General features: G+C 34.6%; 17 protein-coding genes. 6 read left to right on the top strand and 11 right to left on the bottom strand.

The features are described from left to right. Nucleotides 1–54 precede the first annotated feature (54 nt). Nucleotides 55–507 carry a lysozyme inhibitor LprI family protein gene (locus J3U66_RS01580; RefSeq protein ID WP_267347689.1) on the bottom strand — a complete coding sequence of 151 codons (453 nt, stop codon included), beginning with the start codon at nt 505–507 and terminating at the stop codon, nt 55–57. A 115-nt stretch (nt 508–622) separates the two neighbouring features. Continuing rightward, complete coding sequence (locus J3U66_RS01575; RefSeq protein WP_065633582.1) at nt 623–850, bottom strand: YccJ family protein; 228 nt, start codon at nt 848–850, stop codon at nt 623–625. A gap of 75 nt (nt 851–925) precedes the next feature. Between J3U66_RS01575 and yaaA the strand changes: the two genes are divergently transcribed. Continuing rightward, nucleotides 926–1,696 carry a peroxide stress protein YaaA gene (yaaA, locus tag J3U66_RS01570; RefSeq protein WP_267347687.1) on the top strand — a complete coding sequence of 257 codons (771 nt, stop codon included), beginning with the start codon at nt 926–928 and terminating at the stop codon, nt 1,694–1,696. Nucleotides 1,697–1,715: 19 nt separating this feature from the next. Beyond that, entirely contained in the window at nt 1,716–2,669 is a 954-nt protein-coding gene (locus J3U66_RS01565; protein WP_267332871.1) for an AEC family transporter, read from the top strand. 5 nt (nt 2,670–2,674) lie between these two features. Here the strand turns inward: J3U66_RS01565 and J3U66_RS01560 are convergent, their stop codons facing one another. Then, entirely contained in the window at nt 2,675–3,532 is an 858-nt protein-coding gene (locus J3U66_RS01560; protein ID WP_267332872.1) for a carboxylate/amino acid/amine transporter, read from the bottom strand. 249 nt (nt 3,533–3,781) lie between these two features. On the opposite strand from J3U66_RS01560, the gene J3U66_RS01555 reads away from it, so the two are divergent. Beyond that, complete coding sequence (locus J3U66_RS01555; RefSeq protein ID WP_267347685.1) at nt 3,782–5,374, top strand: ABC-F family ATPase; 1,593 nt, start codon at nt 3,782–3,784, stop codon at nt 5,372–5,374. A gap of 67 nt (nt 5,375–5,441) precedes the next feature. Here J3U66_RS01555 and J3U66_RS01550 read toward each other — a convergent pair whose 3' ends face one another. Further along, complete coding sequence (locus J3U66_RS01550) at nt 5,442–5,783, bottom strand: YggL family protein (RefSeq protein ID WP_267347683.1); 342 nt, start codon at nt 5,781–5,783, stop codon at nt 5,442–5,444. A 26-nt stretch (nt 5,784–5,809) separates the two neighbouring features. Beyond that, the gene (gene rhlE, locus J3U66_RS01545; RefSeq protein WP_267344091.1) at nt 5,810–7,114 is read right to left on the bottom strand and encodes an ATP-dependent RNA helicase RhlE; all 1,305 of its coding nucleotides are present in this window, start codon (nt 7,112–7,114) and stop codon (nt 5,810–5,812) included. A gap of 1,152 nt (nt 7,115–8,266) precedes the next feature. On the opposite strand from rhlE, the gene J3U66_RS01540 reads away from it, so the two are divergent. After that, entirely contained in the window at nt 8,267–9,586 is a 1,320-nt protein-coding gene (locus J3U66_RS01540) for an MATE family efflux transporter (RefSeq protein WP_267347681.1), read from the top strand. 142 nt (nt 9,587–9,728) lie between these two features. Beyond that, nucleotides 9,729–10,472: an SDR family NAD(P)-dependent oxidoreductase gene (locus J3U66_RS01535; RefSeq protein ID WP_267347679.1), complete on the top strand. Its 744-nt coding sequence runs from the start codon at nt 9,729–9,731 to the stop codon at nt 10,470–10,472. A 65-nt stretch (nt 10,473–10,537) separates the two neighbouring features. On the opposite strand, the gene J3U66_RS01530 is transcribed toward J3U66_RS01535, so the two are convergent. The 5 genes from J3U66_RS01530 to J3U66_RS01510 form a co-directional block, all read right to left on the bottom strand. Beyond that, nucleotides 10,538–12,886, bottom strand: a complete 2,349-nt coding sequence (locus J3U66_RS01530; RefSeq protein WP_267347677.1) for a TonB-dependent hemoglobin/transferrin/lactoferrin family receptor — start codon at nt 12,884–12,886, stop codon at nt 10,538–10,540. 357 nt (nt 12,887–13,243) lie between these two features. After that, nucleotides 13,244–13,858, bottom strand: a complete 615-nt coding sequence (prfH, locus tag J3U66_RS01525; protein ID WP_267347676.1) for a peptide chain release factor H — start codon at nt 13,856–13,858, stop codon at nt 13,244–13,246. Further along, entirely contained in the window at nt 13,858–14,946 is a 1,089-nt protein-coding gene (locus tag J3U66_RS01520) for an RNA ligase RtcB family protein (RefSeq protein ID WP_267347674.1), read from the bottom strand. The genes prfH and J3U66_RS01520 overlap by 1 nt, the downstream gene beginning before the upstream one ends. A 513-nt stretch (nt 14,947–15,459) precedes the next feature. Beyond that, the gene (locus J3U66_RS01515; protein ID WP_323849534.1) at nt 15,460–17,373 is read right to left on the bottom strand and encodes an enterotoxin; all 1,914 of its coding nucleotides are present in this window, start codon (nt 17,371–17,373) and stop codon (nt 15,460–15,462) included. Nucleotides 17,374–18,312: 939 nt separating this feature from the next. Further along, the gene (locus tag J3U66_RS01510; protein WP_267347672.1) at nt 18,313–19,827 is read right to left on the bottom strand and encodes a hypothetical protein; all 1,515 of its coding nucleotides are present in this window, start codon (nt 19,825–19,827) and stop codon (nt 18,313–18,315) included. A 508-nt stretch (nt 19,828–20,335) separates the two neighbouring features. Here J3U66_RS01510 and J3U66_RS01505 point away from each other — a divergent pair. Beyond that, nucleotides 20,336–21,298, top strand: a complete 963-nt coding sequence (locus J3U66_RS01505; protein ID WP_267347670.1) for a hypothetical protein — start codon at nt 20,336–20,338, stop codon at nt 21,296–21,298. Between the two features lie 22 nt (nt 21,299–21,320). On the opposite strand, the gene J3U66_RS01500 is transcribed toward J3U66_RS01505, so the two are convergent. Further along, a complete protein-coding gene (locus J3U66_RS01500; protein ID WP_267347669.1) occupies nt 21,321–22,226 on the bottom strand; it encodes an endonuclease/exonuclease/phosphatase family protein in 906 nt (301 codons plus the stop codon). Between the last annotated feature and the right edge of the window lie 68 nt (nt 22,227–22,294).

Here is a 22,294-nt window from a genome sequence, read left to right as displayed (position 1 = left end):
TATAAGAATAGCTCAACTGTTGGCTATTCAACTATTTATTATAGTAACCTTGGTTTATTTATTTTTTAAATTCAGATCAGAAAGTTCATGACCAAGGTGATCGGCTTGGCGATAATTAAGTTTGGTTACACAAGTTAAACGCCGCATTTCAAGTGCATTAGTTATTGCACCACCGCCTAAAGATTTGAAATATTGGCAATGTACATCACGATAATGAGCAAACGCTTCGTTAGATAGAGTCAATTTGCGTTTAGCTAAAAGCGTAAACTGCTCATCGTCATCCCATTTTGAAAGTAAATTAAAAGCGTTTTGCTCCGCCTGCTGTAAAGCAAGTTGGCTTTGTTTAGCCTGTTTTTGTAAACACACTAATCGATCTGATTGTGAAAAAGCCTCACACTCGTCAAGCTGGGCTATCATTTTATCGGCCAAGTCAGTAGTTGTAGAGGCAAAGATACCAAAGGATGATAAATTCAATGTTAACACTACAATTAACGTAACTATTCTCATTTTTTAATTATTTATCATCACATACCTAACATATTGTTCATATCTGATAATGAAGGTACAACATCAATTGATTTATGCAATCTTATTGATGAATAACGATGTAGATGATGAGATACTAAATATTTTTTCGCTCAATAGTCTGCTCACCCCAAAATAGCTTGTCTGCTTTAGTTTTAGAAAAAGCAAGTTTTAAAACCTCATCACTCCCTTCTGACCAAATTTGTTCAGCTAACTTTTCATCGTGATTGGCTAATTCAAAAATAGCTTCTGCAATTTCAATTGAAGTTTCACGAACACTAGCCCACGCACGAATTTCATGTATATCTTTTTTAATTAAATTCATCTTATTGCTCCTTCTTTGATAAGATTATGTGTAAAATAAACCTAAATCAGACAAAATTCAATAGGTGATGAATATATGCTTACAGTTATCTCCCCTGCAAAAACACTTGATTATCAAAGTCCACTTATTACCAAACAAAATACTTTACCGCAATTTTTACATCAATCAGAAAAACTCATTATGGATTGTAAAAAATTGAACGTTGAAGATTTGTCTAAATTAATGGCTATAAGTTCTAACTTAGCTGAAGTTAATTATGAACGTTTTCAAAATTGGCATAGTGATTTTAATCTTGAAAATGCAAGGCAAGCTATTTTGGCATTTAAAGGTGATGTTTACGAAGGACTTCATGTTCAGGATTTTAATGAGAAAGAGTTACAATTTGCTCAGTCTCATTTAAGAATTTTGTCGGGACTGTACGGCATCTTAAGGCCGCTTGATTTAATTCAACCTTACCGCCTCGAAATGGGAATTCGCTTAAAAAATGGTAAAAATACCAATCTTTATCAATTTTGGGGTGAACAATTAACTGATAGCCTAAATAAAGAATTAGCTAAAACACCAAAACCAACGCTACTCAACTTAGCATCAAATGAATATTTTAAAGCGATCAAACCAAAACAATTAAAGGCGACAATTATTCAACCCGTTTTTTTAGATAAAAGCAAAGATGAATATAAAGTGATCAGCTTTTATGCTAAAAAAGCACGTGGATTAATGAGTCGCTTTATTATAAAAAATAGCATTGATAACAGCGAGGATATTAAAAATTTTAATTTGGAAGGCTATCAGTTTGATGCCAAACGTTCAACTGAATTAGAATGGTACTTCACGCGAAAGCATTAACTTAATGTAGAATGATCAAATGGAATTCCTTTTTACCTTATGGTTACAATTTTTAGCAACGCTGCCTCTATTTATTTTAATTTTATTGGGTTACTTAGCCATTAAATTGGGTAAATGGCAAAAAACAGTGACTGATAGCTTAACCAAATTTACATTTTATATAGCGTTTCCAATTATGCTATTTCAGATAATGAGTCATTTTTCTGAGCACTCGCATATTGATATTAAGCTATTATTAGTCTTTTTTGGTGGTACATTTATAGTGTTTGCTATTGGTTGCGTTATTGCATCTAAATTATTTAAATTAAATGGCAGTGAAAGTACGATGTTTGCAATGGGCGGCATTTACACAAATACGGTTTTTGTCGGCATCCCCATTATTAAAATGTTGTTAGGCGATAGTGCTATCCCAATCGTTGCCATCATTGTTATATTTAATGCATTAATTTTATGGACATTGGCTAGTGTATCGATTGAATTTGTCCAAATAGGTAAACTATCGTTTAAGAGCATACTGCAAGCGTTTAAAAAAGTATCAAAAAACCCTATCATTATCGGCATTTTTTTTGGTCTTATTGTAAATTACTCTGGAATTCCTTTGCCAAAATTTATTAACCAATCAAGCCAAATGGTTAGCGATATGACTGCACCACTTTCGCTAATCGTATTAGGCATGGGGCTTGCCGAATATAAGCTTCGCGATAATATTTTGATTACGACAGCAATCTGTACATTAAAATTAGCGGTGTTACCCATTGTTACCTATATTTTAGGTAAACTCATTGGGCTACCAACTTTAGAATTACAAGTCGTTGTGCTATTAAGTTCTGTGTCGATTGCCATCAATTGTTATATGATGGCAAGGCAATTTGCTGTATTACAAGGTCCAATTGCTTCAAGTTTGTTGATATCAACGGCATTATCATCCGTGACAACACCGTTAATTCTATCCATAATGTTACAGCTTGCTTAGAAAAATTAATTTGCCTCTAATTTTTTGAATTTATGATGCAAAATCAAAGCAAAAACAATAACGACACTACCTAGTGAAAAACGGCCCCAATCAATCGATTGATGCCAAATAACAACATTCACTAAAATACCTGTTGGTATAACCACATTATTCATAATGGCTAAGGTGCCAGAATCGACTTTTGTCGCACCATAATTCCATAAAAAATAGCATAACCCCGATGCCACAACTCCAAGCCATACAATAATCCACCATTGTATGCTACTCGTCGGCAATTTAGATGAATTGCCAAATATTAACCAGCCAATACTTGCAACTATAATCGCGCCTAAATAGACCCACGCAAAAGCGTGATGTTGCGGCAGTGGATAGAGTTCCATGATTCGTTTATAACCAACCTGCCCTAATGCAAACACAATATTCGCGCCTTGAATCAATAAAAATCCAATAATAAATTGACTACTAATATGATCATAACGAATTATTGCTGCACCAATAACAGCAATAACAGCCGTTAATAAATACGACAGTCTTAACCGATGGCGCTGCAATAAATCATAAATAATTGTGACATAAATAGGGGTAGTAATAGTAAAGAGTAATACTTCTGGGACTGAAATATATTGGAAAGAATTATAATAAAAAAAATACATAATGCCCAATTGACATGCGCCAACCCCCATTAACGATACCATCTGTTTTGGCAAAATATTTTTGATACGAAAAAAAGGAATAAAAGTAACAAATGCTAAAAGTACACGCATTACCACAGCAAACCAAGTATCCACTTGTCCACTTAAATAAATGCCAATAAAACTGAAAGAAAACGACCAGACAATTGTCACAATAATAAGATATAGCATAATTAATCTAAAGTAATAATGATCAGGCAGGCATGGTATCAATCCGCGCCTTGAATGTAAACAGAATTTAAACTTAAATGTTTACCATCATTGACCACATTAAATAACCAATAAAAGGGAGATATAAAACACTAAACAATAATCCTCAATAACGATTAATTATGGCATAATGTGCGCCAAATTATATTTTGGCTATTTTACAACATGGCTTTGAGCAAAATAGCCTTAACAATTCGAGAGTATAAATAAGTGTTAAGTACAAATAACATCACAATGCAATTTGGCAGTAAACCTTTATTTGAAAACATTTCTGTTAAGTTTGGTAATGGTAATCGCTATGGTCTTATTGGTGCCAATGGTAGTGGTAAATCAACTTTTATGAAGATTATTGGTGGTGATTTAGTTCCAACTTCAGGTAATGTTGCTTTAGATCCACATGAAAGACTAGGTAAATTGCGTCAAGATCAGTTCGCCTTTGAAACATTCACGGTTCTTGATACTGTCATTATGGGCCATACTGAACTGTGGCAAATTAAACAAGAGCGTGATCGCATCTACGCTCTGCCCGAAATGAGTGAAGAAGATGGTTTTAAAGTTGCCGATTTAGAAACGCAGTATGCCGAAATGGATGGTTACAGTGCTGAAGCTCGCGCAGGCGAATTATTATTGGGCGTTGGTATTCCCATTGAACAACATTATGGATTAATGAGTGAGATAGCGCCAGGTTGGAAGTTAAGAGTCCTTTTAGCACAAGCACTGTTTTCTAATCCCGATATTTTATTATTAGATGAACCAACCAATAACCTTGATATTGACACTATCCGTTGGTTAGAAGATACCCTTAATGAACGTGAAAGTACCATGATTATTATTTCGCATGATCGCCATTTTCTCAATATGGTTTGTACCCATATGGCAGATTTGGATTATGGTGAATTGCGCATCTATCCAGGTAATTACGATGATTACATGACGGCATCAACGCAAGCCAGAGAGCGTTTATTAGCCGATAATGCCAAAAAGAAAGCACAAATTAATGAATTACAATCGTTTGTTAGTCGCTTTAGTGCTAACGCATCAAAATCAAAACAAGCGACATCACGCGCAAAGCAGATTGAAAAAATTAAATTAGAAGAAGTTAAAGCTTCTAGTCGGCAAAATCCATTTATCCGTTTTGAGCAAGATAAAAAATTATTCCGTAATGCACTTGTCGTTGAAAATCTCACCAAAGGATTTGATAACGGACCACTATTTAAAGATCTTAATTTAATGGTTGAGGTCGGTGAAAAAGTGGCTATTTTGGGGACTAATGGTATTGGTAAATCAACCTTACTTAAAACGTTAATGGGCAAACTGACACCTGAATCAGGTGATATTAAATGGTCAGAAAATGCCAATATTGGTTATTATGCCCAAGATCATGAATATGAATTTGAAGAAGACTTAACGGTATTTGACTGGATGAGTCAATGGAAACAACCAACCGATGATGAACAAGCGGTTCGAAGTATTTTAGGGCGTTTACTATTTTCACAAGATGATATAAAGAAACAAGTTAAAGTATTATCTGGCGGTGAAAAAGGTCGTATGCTATTTGGTAAATTAATGATGCAACGTCCAAATATCATTGTCATGGACGAACCAACCAATCATCTTGATATGGAATCGATTGAATCGTTAAATATGGCATTAGAGCTTTATCAAGGAACGCTATTTTTTGTTTCGCATGACCGTGAATTTGTTAGCTCACTTGCAACTCGTATTATCGAAATCACCCCAGAAAAAGTTATTGATTATACCGGTAATTATGAAGATTACTTGCGTAGCCAAGGGATTGAATAATAATATTGTTTCATTAATAAAAAATAGCCACGTTAGTGGCTATTTTATTATTTAACGAATTAAATGATTAAAAATCTAGTTCATCCCACCAAATATCAATCAATTCACTAGTTTTGACATTTTTTAAACCATGGTTTTCAAGCCATTTAGTGACAACGTCACGGTTCTCTTCGGTACAATTACCCAATTTTTGCGTACAAATGATACCTTGCCAACTTAAATACCCACTGCCTTCGTAGGCCAAACCATTTGCTTGTATCGCTTCAATGATAAATTGATCGACAACAGAATCGATGGTTTCTTCACTCGTCCCTTCGTCAAAAGACCAACTGACAGTAAAACCTAACTCTTTAAACTCTTCAATATGTAATTTTTTTCTTAAACGACGACTGCGATTAACTTTAGCCATAATAATATCCTTCTACTTTAGAAAATTTAGTGAGTTTTAGAATATGTATGATGGCTAGATTGCGTCATACTATTCTGATTATTTTTTGAAGTTCGCGTTTGATTAACACGTCTTCTTTTTGCCGGAACCTGTTTTGCTGTCACTTTTTTTACGGGTTCGGCTTTAATTCGAGGATCGACTTCGAATCCCTGAGTAAAAATTTCTGGAATGGTTTTTTTAATCAATTTCTCAATTGATTTTAATTGAGCAAGCTCATCAATACAAACTAATGATATCGCCTGCCCCTGATTTTGAGCTCGTCCTGTTCTACCAATTCGATGCACATAATCTTCTGCCACTTGAGGTAATTCATAATTAACAACATAAGGCAATAATTCAATATCTAAACCTCTGGCTGCGATATCGGTAGCAACCAGCGCTCGTATTTGTCCCGACTTAAAGTCCGCTAAGGCTTTGGTTCTTGCTCCTTGACTTTTGTTACCATGAATTGCCGAAGCTTTAATACCATCTTTGGTGAGCTGTTCAGCAAGATGATTAGCACCATATTTCGTCCGGGTAAAAATTAACACCTGCTGCCATTGATTTTTGCCAATCAAATAAGAAAGAAGTTCACGTTTACGGCGTTTATCAACTCGATGAATATATTGAGTAATTTGTTCTGATGCACTATTAGTTTTGGCTACAGCGATCGATTCGGGTGAATGCAAAAGCGTATTGGCTAATGATTTAATTTCATCCGAAAATGTCGCTGAAAACAATAAATTTTGACGTTTTTTTGGTAACTTTGCGATCACACGACGGATATCATGAATAAAGCCCATATCAAGCATACGGTCAGCTTCGTCCAGAACTAATATTTTAACGGTTGAAAGGTCAACTGCATTTTGCTGAACTAAATCTAATAATCGTCCGGGTGTGGCGATTAAAATATCTACACCACCGCGAAGTTTCATCATTTGTGGATTGATACTTACCCCACCAAACACCACTAATGATCGAACAGCTAGATAGCGACTATAGTCACGAATATTTTCCCCAATTTGCGCAGCAAGTTCACGAGTTGGTGCTAAGATCAAGGCATATAAAGGACGTTTGCCCCTTTTAGGTTCAGATCGATTATTTGTTTTTGCTTGCTGTTCGACTAATTTCTGCAAAATCGGTAAGCCAAAACCTGCCGTCTTACCCGTACCAGTTTGAGCACTGGCCATTAAATCTTTACCTGACAATATTACCGGAATAGCTTGTTGTTGGATAGGGGTCGGATCGGTATAGTTCTGTTCTTCAATAGCTTGTAAAATCTTGGCATCTAAGCCAAGAGAGTCAAATGACATGAAAGGATTCCTAAATAAACGTAAAAAATGAATTATTCATGTGTATTATAAAGCAATTCAATATTAAATGTTTGATTATTTAACCATGCATTAAGGAAAACCTAACACGGTTTAGCTTTCACGGCTTATATCAGGAACAATTTTTTTTCTCAATTGAAATTAGATAGATAAATCAAAACTAGATAGAACTAGTCCTTTTTTATTCAATAGTAGACTAGTAAAAAGGACAGTAATTCAATGCTCAAGTCTATTTTTTTGTTTATACGTCAAGTAAAGACTTTTAAAAAGTTTAATGAGAAGTAGGACAAAATAACCTATAACGCCTAGGCAGAAATGAAATGGTATGACTAAAGCGAAAGCTAAAACATCCAAACCAACAATTAGCATTGAAAGCACAAATAAAGCAAGAAAAAAAGCGATGAAACAAACGACTAATCCGTAAAACAACCCAATATAAGAAGAAAAACGATCATGATCAGGTAAAATAATTATATCAAATAGTATAGAACAAAATAAAAGAAGCTGGATTAATAACATCGTGCACACCAATACCAACTCAATACTCAATAAATAATCGGGGCAACGAGAGTCCATATTTAATACGTAAATAATGAACAAAACATTTACGCCATAAAGTAAAAAAAACAGAGATAATAAAACTAAATTTCGATTTCTAACCAGTTTTTCCATATATCATTTATCCTTGAAGCTTGGATTTTAATTTCACACTTTTATACGATTGCAATTGAATGTTAATATTGTAAAGTGATTAAAAACCATCCTTGTTATAGGTAATTTTATATAACTTATTACTCTAAAACTAGCCGTTTAACTAACGTAAAATATTTAGGATAATTGTCAAAGCACATTGGTTTAAATTATATTTTTGTTTATCAATTCGTTGACAAAATGCGTGGCGGCCCAATTACAGCGTATTTGTATTGTTCGCATAAACGCAAATATTATCGTTATTGACCGATTTATAAAAACAATTACATTTAACCAGTAGCTTTATTTCGCTGATTTAACGACAATCACCTATCTATATGATCGAGTACTGTTTTTTATCAAGGACAAATTGTTGAACAATTAGGTGATGTTAACATGCGTATTTTAAACAACTTCTAGAATCTATATTAGGTTTCTGAATTTATGACAATACAATCAAACAGCCAGCTTAGTTTTAAAGATTATTTAGCATTGGTTATTCCTTTTATCATTGCAACTATCACAACCCCATTATTAGGTGTGGTCGATACCGCTTTAGTCGGTCATCTATCTAATCCAGCATTTATTGCTGGTATAGCGGTTGGTGCAGTTATCTTTAATACGCTATATTGGTTGTTTGGCTTTTTACGTGTGAGTACCACAGGATTTGCAGCTCAAGCATTAAACGATCCACGATTACTGCGCTCTTCGCTGATCCGTCCCCTGTTTATTGCTATTGTGTTGGGCATATTATTTATTATTTTTCAGCAATTCATTTTTAGCGTGTCGATGCAAGTCATCAAACCTAATCATGAGGTTAGACATTATGCCGATATTTATTTTTCGATTTTAATTTGGGGTGCGCCGTTTGTACTCATCAATTATGTCCTTGTTGGTTGGTTAATGGGGATATCAAAAATAAAAGCTGTACTGTTTTTGCAGGTGTTAATTAATGTGCTCAATATTCTTATGGCAGCCATTTTGGTATGGGGGTTTCATTTCGATATTCAAGGCGTGGCGTTGGCAACGTTCAGTGCGCAAGTGATTTGTACGTTGTTAGGGATCGGATTTATTGTTCGCTATTTACCCCAATCACACCAAAAAACTGATTTGAAATCGGTTTTTTCTTGGCAATCATTGAAAGAAGTCATGTTGGTTAATACCAATTTAATGATTCGAACTATTTGCCTATTGGTAGTTACCAATCATTTTATTTCAATTGGTTCAAGTTTTAGTACTAACGTGTTAGCAGCCAATGCGGTATTGTTTCAAATTCATTATTTAATGGCATATTTATTTGATGGTTTTGCTAATGCGTCAAGTGTGTTTAGTGGTAAAGCTAAAGGAGCCAAAGATATAGTCCTATACAATCAAACCTTACGTTGGTCACTACAAGCATGTATTATTTGCCCTGTAATTTTAATTACAATTTGGTTTGCGTTAGATACCACCATAATAAAATTATTAACCAATCAAACCGACATTATTGATCTTTGCCTCCAATATCAATTATGGTTAATCATTTTCCCGATTGTCGTCGCGGGTGGATTGATCTATTATGGCGTTTTTTCGGGAATTAGTTATACCTCTGCTATTCGAGATTCCATGATTCTTGCCCTTTTACTTTGGTTGATTGCTCAATCTATTTTTGTGCCAATTTGGGGAAATAATGGTTTGTGGTTTTCCTATATTTTGTTCAGTTTAGGGCGCACCTTATTTCTAGTGATTTGGATTAATCGATCGAAACAATATCTTATGCGTTGATTTAAACAGACCAGCAGCAAATGGATTTTATTGGTTGCCTACAGGTAAATATCGTTACTTACTTTCTGCAATCGAATTCCTATTTCAATCCATCTCTTATATAATTATCCGTATTTTTGAGACAAAACAGGCATTAAATTAAATGAATAAAGGAAACAAAACCGTTATTGTAACAGGCGCTTCAAGTGGAATTGGTTTTGCGATTGCTAAAGCCTACCTTGAACGAGGTTTCAATGTCGTTGCAAATGGTCGAGATAAAGCCCGTTTAGAACAGGCTGCCATAAACTTAGGTGAGCCCGACAATCTATTACTTGTTGCTGGGGATATTGCAAAACCGCAAACAGCAGAGTTACTTTTTTCACACGCTATCGCAAGGTTTGGTAAAGTCGATATTTTAGTCAATAATGCAGGCATATTTATTTCTAAACCCGCTATTGATTATACGCAAGATGATTTAAACACCATTATTGATACAAACCTTAAAGGGTTTTTCTACCCTGCACAAACTGCCGCTAAACATATGATGGCAAATCAATCTGGGCATATCATCAATATCACTGCTGCCATTGCTATGCAACCCAATTTGACTGTTCCGGCTTTACTACCGATTATGATCAAAGGTGGTATTAATAGTGCTATAAAAGGCTTAGCGTTAGAATTAGCATCAAGTCAGGTTATGGTTAACGGCATTGCGCCAGGCATTATCGAAACTCCAATGCACCCAACGGATCCTCAAGTTCAAACAGTTTTAAAATCCATGGCGCCTGTCAATCGGATTGGACATGTGCAAGACATTATTAACGCGGTGATGTACTTAACTGATTCCAATTTTGTGACAGGCACAGTTATGGTTGTTGATGGCGGCTCAACTGCTGGTAAGTGGTAAACAGATTTAACGGCCGATTTGGTTAAACTGCCAGTAAACTGGCAGTATTTGGATGTTAACAAAATTTAAAATCGGTATGAAACACTCGCTTTAAAGTTACGTGCAAGCCCATAGGTGTTTTCGCCTAAATAAAGCCGATAATCCTTGTTAAATAGGTTATCAACAGAAAATCTTACTTCTGCTTTTGGTAAAAAGGTTGGTTGCCAAGTGGCAAATAAGTTATGTAGTGAATAACCCGACGAAGGTGATAAAGAATAAGCACCAAGATCAGCAAAACCGTCATGATTTCTATCTTCATGCCCTGTGCGATCTTGCTTTCTAACAAATTGCGCATTCCAACCTGCTCGAAGATTCCATTCTGGGATTTTAAAACCCGTTGTTAATGTTGCCGTGCGTGGTGCAATTGTTGCGACATAGGTTTTATGATGCATCCATGGTGCTTGAGGCGCCGTATCTCTTTCTCCTTTTTGAATTGAGTAGGTGGCACTTGCAAACCAATATTTACTGTCATAGAAAGTTTCTAATTCAAACCCGTTTACCACTAATTTACCCGGTAAATTACGATAATTAGGTTGTCCTAGCGGGCACGCCCTACCCGGACCACAAATTGAGTTATTAAATCCTCGAGTAACAAAAATTTCATCCTTGACACGCTGTCTAAACAGGGTACTACGAACTTGTAATTTATCGTTTTCTAATAATAAGTTGTTAAAGTCGAGTATATTCCCTACTCTAATTGATAAGTTACGCTCCTTATTAAGATTTCGGCTGGTCGCTGTAATCTTACCTGATCCACCATTTTTAGGTGTAAATTGAACCTCATAAGTTTCATCAATTGTTGGTGCTTGCCAAGCATAACTGATATCGCCAAAGAACCCAACATTTTCAGTTGTTTGCCAATAAGCCCCAAATCTTGGTGTCCAACCAGAATAACTAACCGGAGAATAATCATGTCCAAAGCGAGGATCAGGATCATTATAAGCTGATGCATAATTTTTTTGTCCGTGATTACGTACATAATCGTAGCGAAGACTTGGTGTTAAGACAAAGTTATCAATAGAAAGTTCATCTTGAATATAAAAACTATAATTTTGTTGTTTACCGGAAGGCATATAAGCTGGTTGGAAATAACCATTATGATAATTAGGCTTATTGGCGTAATTCTTATAATACATCAACGTATCACGATCATGTAAATGCACTTGAGCACCAATTTTTAATGCATTATCAATAGCACCAGTAGTAAAAATACTAATATTTTCAAGTTCTACAGTTTTATCGGTATAACTTGTCCAACTTCTATTTCCCATTGTTCCTAGCGCAGCTACTGGATTGTATTTTTCTGGTCGATTATCATTTTGCTTTGTTTTGGAATAGGTTGTGTGTAAAGTAAAATTAACCAAAGGATTATACGTTGGTTGGTAATTCCATTCAAATTGCGCCGACTCATCGGTTTGATCGCGTTTAACTAATTTTCTTAACCAAGCTGCTCGATAACCATATTTTTCAATTTGTGCAGCTGTCGGAGGCGTCATTTTTTCAACGTACTTTGCCGCCCATGGTTGCCATGAATCAACTTTAGAACGAATGCCTGACACAGTGAATGTGTTTTCTTCATTGGGCCTAAAGTTAAGTTTTGCCATATAAGAGTCCATGTCATCTTTCGAAAACTCAAATCTTGACCCATCTGGACGTTTAAAATTACCGCTATTACGGTTAGTATAGTAAACGAGTCCATCAAACATATCATTTTCGGTTCTGCCATATACAGCAGAGGTAACCATATTTTGATGGTTATTAGAATGAAAACTATATTTAACTAATGCGCCAGCTAATTTATTGGGTTCAAGCAAATCAATTGCATCTTTGGTTTCCATTCTAATAACCCCACCAAATCCCCCATTACCAAATTTCACATCATGGGGACCTTTATTAACTTCTATCTGTTTAAGTAGTTCAGGCTCAATAAAAACTGAACCTTGTTGATATTTTTGGAACCCTTTTTGTGAGCCATCAACAATAATTTTAACATCCTCAACTTTACCAAACCCCCAGATATTTAATGTTTGCCCACCCGGCCTTACTGAACCGGCCGAGCTTACGCCAGGCAATGTATTTAATAATTCCGCAACATTGTCAGCTTGTTTTTGTTCTATTAAACCCGAAGAAAGCGTTGAACGACCAGCAATAACACTATTTATTTTTTTCAGTTCATTTTGTTTATTTGCACTGGCAATCACAGTAATAACATCATTTATATCTTCGCTACTACTTTGATTGTCAGCTTTAGTTTTTTTATATTGCTTTTCTTGTTCTTCATTTTTACTTGTTTCATTATTCTCATTAATTGACTGATCAGCTTGAACAGTAAAACTGGTTAGAAATAGTAGCAAACCTACCTTTTTGTAAATCATATTAAATTCCTTTCATAAAAAATACTGAATAATTAATTAAATAGATAAAATAACATTAACCACACAATTAGTAATGATAATCATTATCAATTAGGTGGACTGCAAAGTATATGTGTTTTATGAAAGAATACAAAGAAAAACATGAATTTATTTTGTAATAGTTTTATTCAATACAAAGGTTACAAAAAATTGGATTTACCATTAAAAAAGCAGAAAGACTAGGCACTAAAGCTCGCTTTTTAGTCAAAAGAGACTGATTTAGCGCCTTTGTTTTATTGATAATAATAAAATTAATAATTTTTTTAGAATGCTTAAAAAATAACAAAAAATTCAATGATTAATTGGATAAAATCATTTTTATTTGTCACAAAACGCTTCACCATAAAACACTAAGCAACTATTACCTCGAGGAATAACATCATGAAATCGTTGACGAATCTCTTTTTGTTGTTGATATTGTTCTTCTTTATGTTCAGCCAATTTATGAGCCAATAGCAGTTTTGCCAAACGTTTATTGGCATGTTGGCTACGTTCTGATTGAACTTTGACAGTCATACCGGTTGCAATATGTGTTGCACGTACAGCTGACTGCGTTTTATTCACATGCTGCCCGCCTGCTCCGGAAGATTTCATTGTCGAAAACGCAATAGAGCTATCTTGTATTGGAACAGGATTAGGTAAGCAAGTAATACCAATAAACCAATTTTTACGTTTATGATGTGGTCGGTAAGGACTTTGACACACCCACTGTACGGTGCCAAGCCAACGTGAGATTAATTGTTCACTTAGACAACCTTCAACAGAAATCAATACTGAACGAAATGTATTGGGCTTGTCGCCCAATATACTTTCTAACATTTCAATCGATAACGATAATTTATTCGCTTCGATAAAAAATTGTTTTATGGCCTTTGCAACCATCAATGAGCATTCATCAGGCCCTCTGGCAGACGAAAAAAGCAGTAATGCCATTAGTGATCTCCTTGTGTTTTATAATTCAATATTGGTGTAAGTTGAGCAATAACTGTTACAATATTGGCTTGTTGCATCGATTCAATCACACTATCTATTGATTTGTACGCTTGTGGTGCCTCTTCGAAAATTAAACGACTATCCTCACAAATGACACGGCTACCTAATTTTGTTCGTTTTAATTCAGCAATTGTGTAACGAGTATCGAGTTTGCTTTTACAGTCTGCTCGGCGCCATTTTCGCCCTGCCCCATGAGCTAGTGACAAGAGTAGCGCTTCATTCGGTATCGGTTTAACTAAGTAGCTATAATCCCCACGAGAGCCTGGTACGATAACAAGCTTATCCAGCGCTGAAGATGCACCTTTACGATGCAACCAATAGTCATTATGGTCTAATGTCACTTGTTGCAAAAAATTATGACAAACATTGAGTATTTCACGCCCATGACCGTTGAGGTTATTGAGTAACCGTTCAGCTATCACTTGACGATTTAGCATAGCAAATGCGACAGCGTTATCATGTTTTGCTAAATATTCAAGTGCGGGTGCACTTTGATCTGCTAAACCTTGATAACCAAATCGTGATATTTGGTTTTGCAAAATTGCATGCCCTAATCCCCGTGAACCACTATGCACTAGCAAAAATAATTTTTTAGCATCAAGTTGGTAATGCTCAAAAAGTTGCTCGCTAAAAATTTTGCTAACCTTTTGTAACTCGGCAAAATGATTCCCACCGCCAATCGTACCAAGATTATATTTATGTCGCATATCGGGTTGATCAATATTGCCTATTTGGCGTGTTAATTTATCTATGCTTAACTTAGCAATACTAATATCGGTTTGCCAAAACCCCATACCACAACCAATGTCACTGCCAATTAATGCAGGATAAATTATTTCACGACTTAAATAAGCCGCACCAATCGGGTAACCTTTTCCGGGATGCAGGTCAGGCATTCCAACCACTTTAACCATATTGGGTAATGCAGCCGTTACCTCTAGTTGCTCAATAGCTAAACCATCAATCCATGTTTTGTTTGAAGCAATTAATGACACTTTTTTAGATAGTATCTGTATAGAATTGTCCATATATCAATCCATTAAAAATATTTTTATTGTTTAGTGCCTATAATTTAAATGCGATATAACAGATAAATAACAACCACACCAGTAAGAAAAACCACCATGGTCAAAACATTATTGTTTTGTCGCCAATAAAAGCGATAAATTAACTATCAAATCATTTTTAGGTTGTAAAACTCTTTAATTTACATCAATAAACTAAGATTGGTTTTAAATTATAGGTATGCATCTAATTGGCAGGCTAAGATCAGCAGAATGAATTGAAGCAAGAATGGAAAAGTTAATCACCCAATTATTGTGCGATAAGCCTGCAAAGGTCATCTAAATAAATCATAATCAGTTCTCCTTTGCAGTTAATAATGGCGCGTATCATAATGAGCTTTTTTACTATTGTAAATAGCCTAATCATAATATCTTTTAACTATATGCGCTAAATCATAGTTAAAACATCATCAATTAACACGTCTATTTTAAAACAATTTTTAATGCCTTGTAAGTCGCATACAAGGCATATTATTACTATTGAGGCGTTAAAGACATCACAACGGTTTCAAATGGTTCAAGGGTGATCATCGCTGTTTTATCAATAACAGCTGGTTTTGGTGCATGTGATTGACTATTGTAATCAATTTGAATGGTAAAATTCGAGTTTGCCGTTGCTGGTAACTCTAAATCATTCTGTAAATCAAGATAATACACTTGTTGTTTATCTGACGGATTACGTAAAGTAATAATGGATTTATCTTGCATCCATCCAGCCCAACCATATACCCCTAATTTTGTGGGATCTTTACCGATCCAATGGGTATCAAATAACACTTTTTGGTTATCTCTTGCCCAATTAGCCGCCGACGCTAACGTATCCCAATTGTTTGTTGTCATCAGTTCAGGGGTGATATACATTTCTTGCAATTGCGTTCCAGTTGCAAAATAACTCCAAACTTGATCGGCAAAATCATTTTCGGTTTCTTGTTGCAAATTTTTTGCTTGTTTAGCATACACAATGCCATGCAGCATTAAAGAATTTAATGGGAACAATGGACCTTTAAGTACAATTGATCGATAAGTTTCTGCATCACGATAAGTCAACCACTGTTGAACTTTACTGCCAGGCCCATAATAATTGACATCATCGCCTCCTCGCCAGATGGAGTCGGCATAAAACAGCCAAGATGGCGTAGCCTGGGTTCCGGTTGTTAAATTAATATATAAATGATCACTCGCTTTACGCATATCTTCAATTAAATGGATCGCCGCATCAAAATCACTAGTAAATTGGCTACCAGCAATCACTTTATCCGCATTGCCTGTCCCATCAAGTTTAAACATCGTAATATTTTGATTTTTGATTAATTCTAAAATCCGTTTATGGAAATTAGCATAATATTTAGGACCAGATAAAGCCAGTTTACCATCCATTGTCTCATAACCTAGTTTTAACGCATTGGCAACACGAGTATCACGTGGTTTATTGTATCCTCCCCAAGGTGACAACCAAATACCAAGTGCCGCACCATATTTTTCAGATGCAGTTTTTAATTTATTAAATTCATTAAGAAAATTTGCACTAAATCCCCAGTTTCCTTGTAAATTATCCCATCCATCATCAAACAGATAACCATCAAGTTTGACTTTACGTTTTTCAACCAATTGCTCACCATATTGATCAATGCGTTGTAAAGCTTCTTTTTCGGTATAAGGATTAAAAAAACCGATATCTAGCCAAGAGTTATAATGCAAATATGGGCTATATGGTCGTTCTCGAACGTGATTAATAAATTCATTTACATTGCGTCTTAATTGCCCATTTTCATAGGTACCAATATAGGTTTTATAACTCAAGGTATGATTAACTTGTAACGGGATCGCTTGCGGAATTTTTTGCAAAACACCGCCTTCATAGGCAACCGTATTAGTTAATGGATTTTCGGGAATGATAAAAAAGGTATCACTGATAATAGGTGAACTCACAACAGAACCATAAACAAATGGCGCTTGTGAATGGAATGGCATTAAAGAAACGGCTGACATTGAAAGTGCTTGTTTTTTAGGGGTGATTTGCAGCTCATAACTGGCAAAATGTTTATCGTCATTGAGAATCAATAGGGTTTGAATCGCAATATCATGACCACTTAAATTTATATAAATTTGATTGTCTTTTTGTTGCAAATTATCTAATTGGAAATCTTTATCGGTCAATTTTTGTCCGGAATTCAAAGTAATCTCAAATAGCGTATTAACATTGATTGAATCATGGGTTATAGGGTTAGTAATATTAAAAGATGTGACATTTTTGTGATTATCATTATCAGATAGCGTGATTTGTGTATTTTTCCCCGTTAATTGATACTCTTTAGCCCATACCGAACCAATAGGCAGGCAAAATGCAGTGAGTAATCCGATTGTGATCCAATTTTTGACATATTTTTTCATTACTACCTCCTGATAAATATAAAATTCGGAAAAAAATTAACCGAAGTATTAATATCAGTATAGGCAGTAAAATAACCATAAATTGTGATCTTTATTGCAGTTTATTGGTTATTAAAATTTGGTATAAATGACTTTTGTTTGGTTCAAAACGAAATAACAGACTGGCGTTAATAAATAGTGATTTTATCTAATTTAATTCAATTTAACTTATGGTTAAAAACAAAATTGATAATTTTAACGAAAGTATTTTGTACCAATTAACTTTGCACTTCTTTTATTATACGATGTGATAAAGCTCACAATTCTAATAATTAAGAATAGTTTGGAATAGTTAATTACCAAAATTAACCAATAGTAATGGGTTAAAACAGATAGTTAATTTAAAAAATTAAGATTAAGCATTAAAGTATAACAACACAATAACACCACTCATTATATTCGAACGGATAAATTAATGAATAGACGATTGTCTATTGACCGCGTATTTAGGTTGATTTAAATCACAGTACAACTGACCTTTGATAATAACCGCGATAAAAAGATTAATGTCATTGAAAATCAGCTTAATCATCACCCCAGAAAAAGATTTAACTATAAAACACCCTATACTCAATTCGCTTTAACACTCGAATCTAAAGTCAATTTTACACTGAACACTTAAATTTTCTAATATATCTTAACAATAAATAATTGGCTTTACCTGATGAGGATAGCATACGACTAATAGTTATCTAATAGGGATAAAATACATTCTAATTTAAATTTATTGAAGTTTTGAACCTGATTGTATAAATTTTATTCACTCCGCTTCACCTTCGGTGAAGCGGAGTGATTTTTTTCCAGCTACGCTGGCTTTCATCTGATTGAGATAAAACGACATATCTAGGTTTTAATATTGCTAACATGTCACTTTATATTTAAATTTTGTCGCCCATGAAACTAAGGGTAAGCACATACTGTTCCAACGCCCACGTCTTGAGTAGATGAACCCCCTGGCGAAGAATAAAGCTCAACGGTTTGAGGAACAACAGCTCCTGCCCCATATGCAGCAACAGCATATGCATAATATTTATATTCATCATTTGTTTTAGGCGTAAAGAAAGTTGTCCAATAAAAACTAAATCCTTTTTTTGCAAAAGCCGAACCGCTACTTGTATAATCATCTACCAAATCACCCCATTCAGTTAAAAAACCACCACCAATCATTCGCTTATAAAAATTATCCGGACTTGGTGTTTGAACGGGAGGCGGATAAGGTTCATAGTCGCTACTACTATCCCAACTTGATGCATTGGTCAATTCCATAATTTGAGGCAAATGATATCCTGTTGTTGAACACCAAGAGGAAGGTTTACCCAACTCGTAACGAACTGCTGATTCACGCCTTCCCTTAGTAATAAACCATTTATTAATTTCAAATCCATATTTCACAACAACCTCACCATTTAACATACCTTTTAACTCAAACTTTGCAGGTAAAATTGGTTTATCAACAGGGCCTGTCGGATTAGTAGCTGCATTTGCTATTAACATTTGTTCTTTACTTGCACTTGGTCCTAATAGCGTCACTCTTACTGTTGTAGGTGTAATATTACTCATAGTTGCCGTTATACCTCCAACTGTCACATCGGGCCAAGTTAATACATTTGGCGAACCAATAATTATCATATCAAAATATAATTTATCCCCACCTGTTGTTGGAAAATTAAGATTATAACTATTGGAATCTGTCGACTGTATTAAAAAACCATACTCCTTATTCCACATATTAGGCGGACCAGAAATATCTTCGGCTAGATCAGGTGGTTGTAAATAACTACCAGGTCTAGCAAAACAAACTTTTGCTGGAGTATCTGGATTAATATCTATCGTATATTTTGCACTACCATTACCATAAATTTTAGTAGATGGAATACCATATAAAGTACTAATTGAAGGATTTTCTGTAGTAGTTAAAGTTAGTGTATAAGGTGACTTACAAATATCAGGTAATTTAACTATTTTGTTATCTAATGATACATTCTCTTTATCTTTCCACTCCCCTTTAAAATTACCAGTTAAAGTAAAATTATCATCACCATCGATATCCTTATGCATTGATGATGGGATGATTGATAAATCATTAAATGCATGCAAAGTGTTATCCGCAGGTAAAAGAGTAGATACATTTTTAAATATATCGTCAACATTAGCAAACATGATAGATGTAACATCAGTTAGGGTTCCATCATCATTTTTCTTTTTCATATTGCCTTGTTCATCGCTGACATAAACATCATTGCCGACACGAATACTAAGTAATTCGGTCAAATCGTTTATTTCATTACCATTAAATTCAATATATGGAGCACTACCTTGAATTATATTCACGGTTTTGGTTGATAGCGCTTGCGCTGTAAATGAATAATTAAACAATAATGTCGATAATAAACTCAAAAATATAGTTTTACGCACAAAATAAGACGGTAGATAACAGATTGAAGTCTTAGCTAATTTAAGCGGTGTATAAAAGAGTAAAGTTAAATAATTAATTTGTGCTGTGTGCTGTGTGCTGTGTGCTGTGTGCTGTGTGCTGTGTGCTGTGTGCTGTGTGCTGTGTGCTGTGTGCTGTGTGCTGTTCCATTTATAGTATACTTCATAAATATCCCTTTGTCAAGCAATTGTTTGATTTTAATGAATTTTTATTTAAAACCACACCAACAATATCTAGTTGAAATACAAGAATTATAACCACACCTAAAAAACATGCTACACCTTTTTTATTAAGTTTTGTTAAGCAGATCAATGAACTGATTTTATTAAACGTAACTTGTTCAAATAGAATGATCAATATTTTCTATATTAAGATCGTTTTTTCGAAAAATAATAAATATTTTTCTTGTTAAAACAATCCCATTTATTTAATTGAAGATCAACAGTATGCTAAAGGTTAATTTTGAATTGATAAAAGTATTTGGTTAATATGCAAAACCTCAAACAAAAATTAGAGCAACAACAAATAGCTATTTATTTTTTAGCGGTTTTTATCGCAATGATTGTTGTTTTTTGTATAAATGGAACCTCAGTTTTTGCGACAGCCATTACTCCTGCTTTAGGGGTCATGCTATTTGTGACTTTTCTACAAGTTCCAATTGCCTATATAACAAAATTTTTGCTTTATAAGCGATTTATTGTTGCTTTAGTCATTGCCAATTTTGTTGTTATACCACTATTTGTAGGGATATTGTCTATTTTTATACCCAATGAGCCTTTGATTAAGCTTGGTATCTTATTTGTATTGTTAGCCCCCTGCATTGATTACGTTGTCACTTTTGCACATATTGGTCATGCTGATGCCCGATCACTGTTAATGGCGACACCTTTACTGTTATTGCTTCAACTGTTTTTGTTACCTTTTTATCTAAATATATTTATTGGTGAACAGGTTAAAGGACTCATTGAACCTACACCATTTATTCATGCTTTTGTGTGGCTAATTTTACTTCCACTTACCATCGCTGTAATAATCCAGATATGTGCTAGTCGAAGTCAAATTATGACAAAAACAGTCAATCTATTGAATATACTACCGGTCCCCACCACCGCTTTAGCCTTATTTATTGTAATTATAGCGGTTTTACCTCAGCTTAAAGGGAATTTGTCACAAGTCATATCAGTTATTCCATTTTATCTACTATTTGCTATTTTTGCGCCTTTAATTGGGTGGTTTGTTGGTCGTTTATTTCGTGTCTCCATCGCAGAAAGTCGAGCTATCGCCTTTAGTGCTGGTACACGCAATGCGTTAGTGATATTGCCAATAGCAATGGCTATTGCAGACATCATGCCAATTTTACCGGCAGTAATCGTCACCCAAACACTAGTCGAATTATTCAGTGAGCTAGTCTATATTTATTTGATTGCTAAATTAGGTAGATCATCGAAGTAAAAGTGGGCATATTGCCCACAGGTTATTGTTCAATTAATTTTAATTTAGCAATAACGGGAATATGGTCACTGACTAATGGCCATTTAATACCATTCCATTCGTTACCATCATTAGGAATCGTTAATTGTTCAACTTTCCATATTTGATTGCGACTGGTAAAGATATGATCTAAATCTAATCCCGGATTTCCTGCTGGCCAAGTGCGAGTATCTACATAATCTTTTTTAACCAACGTCCAGTATTTTTCAAGCTCTTTTATCACTTTATCATTTTTGACTGAATTAAAATCGCCGAGTAACAACATAATACCAGAAGCCAAATTAGGAAATTCAGTATCTAAATCTAAATCATCAAACACAATGCTATTAATAAACCTTGCTTGTGCCATTCTTACTTCATCTTCTTCATGCCAATCAAAATGGGTATTAAATACATAAATAGGCGAATCAAAGCCAGGAACATTAATTTTACTTAACATCAATGCTCTTTGTTCAAAAGAGCCAGACGGTAACAAAAAGGTTTTGCTTGTTTCAATAGGATATTTCGAAAGTATAGCATTACCATAATTGCCGCCTTTCATATCGGTAGCTTTACCAAATAGATAGTGCATTCCTGTTTTTTCAGCGATGATTTTAGCTTGATCTACGCCGCCACTACGGGTAGTATTTTGATCAACCTCTTCAAGTGTGACAATATCAGCATCCATCGCTTTAATTGCTTTAGCAACCAAGTCTAAATCGACCTTGTGATGTCTAAGTCCCCCTGCAATATTAAAATTAGCAACAGTAATCTGCGGTTGAGCATTATCGGCATACACTTTATTCGGTGAACTTTGATATTGAGAAACCACTAAATCATCTGTAGCAAGTGCACTTGAAGACAGTGAAAACAATCCCAGAAAACTGAACACAAAAAAAATTTTTTTCATATATTTATCCTACTGCTTTTTTAGTTAAATTCATTCATATTGATTATTTGACGTTATAGCTGATATTA

This window comes from Gilliamella sp. B2969, assembly GCF_026536195.1.
Taxonomy (GTDB): Bacteria; Pseudomonadota; Gammaproteobacteria; order Enterobacterales; family Orbaceae; genus Gilliamella.
This window is presented reverse-complemented; position numbering and strand designations above follow the sequence as displayed.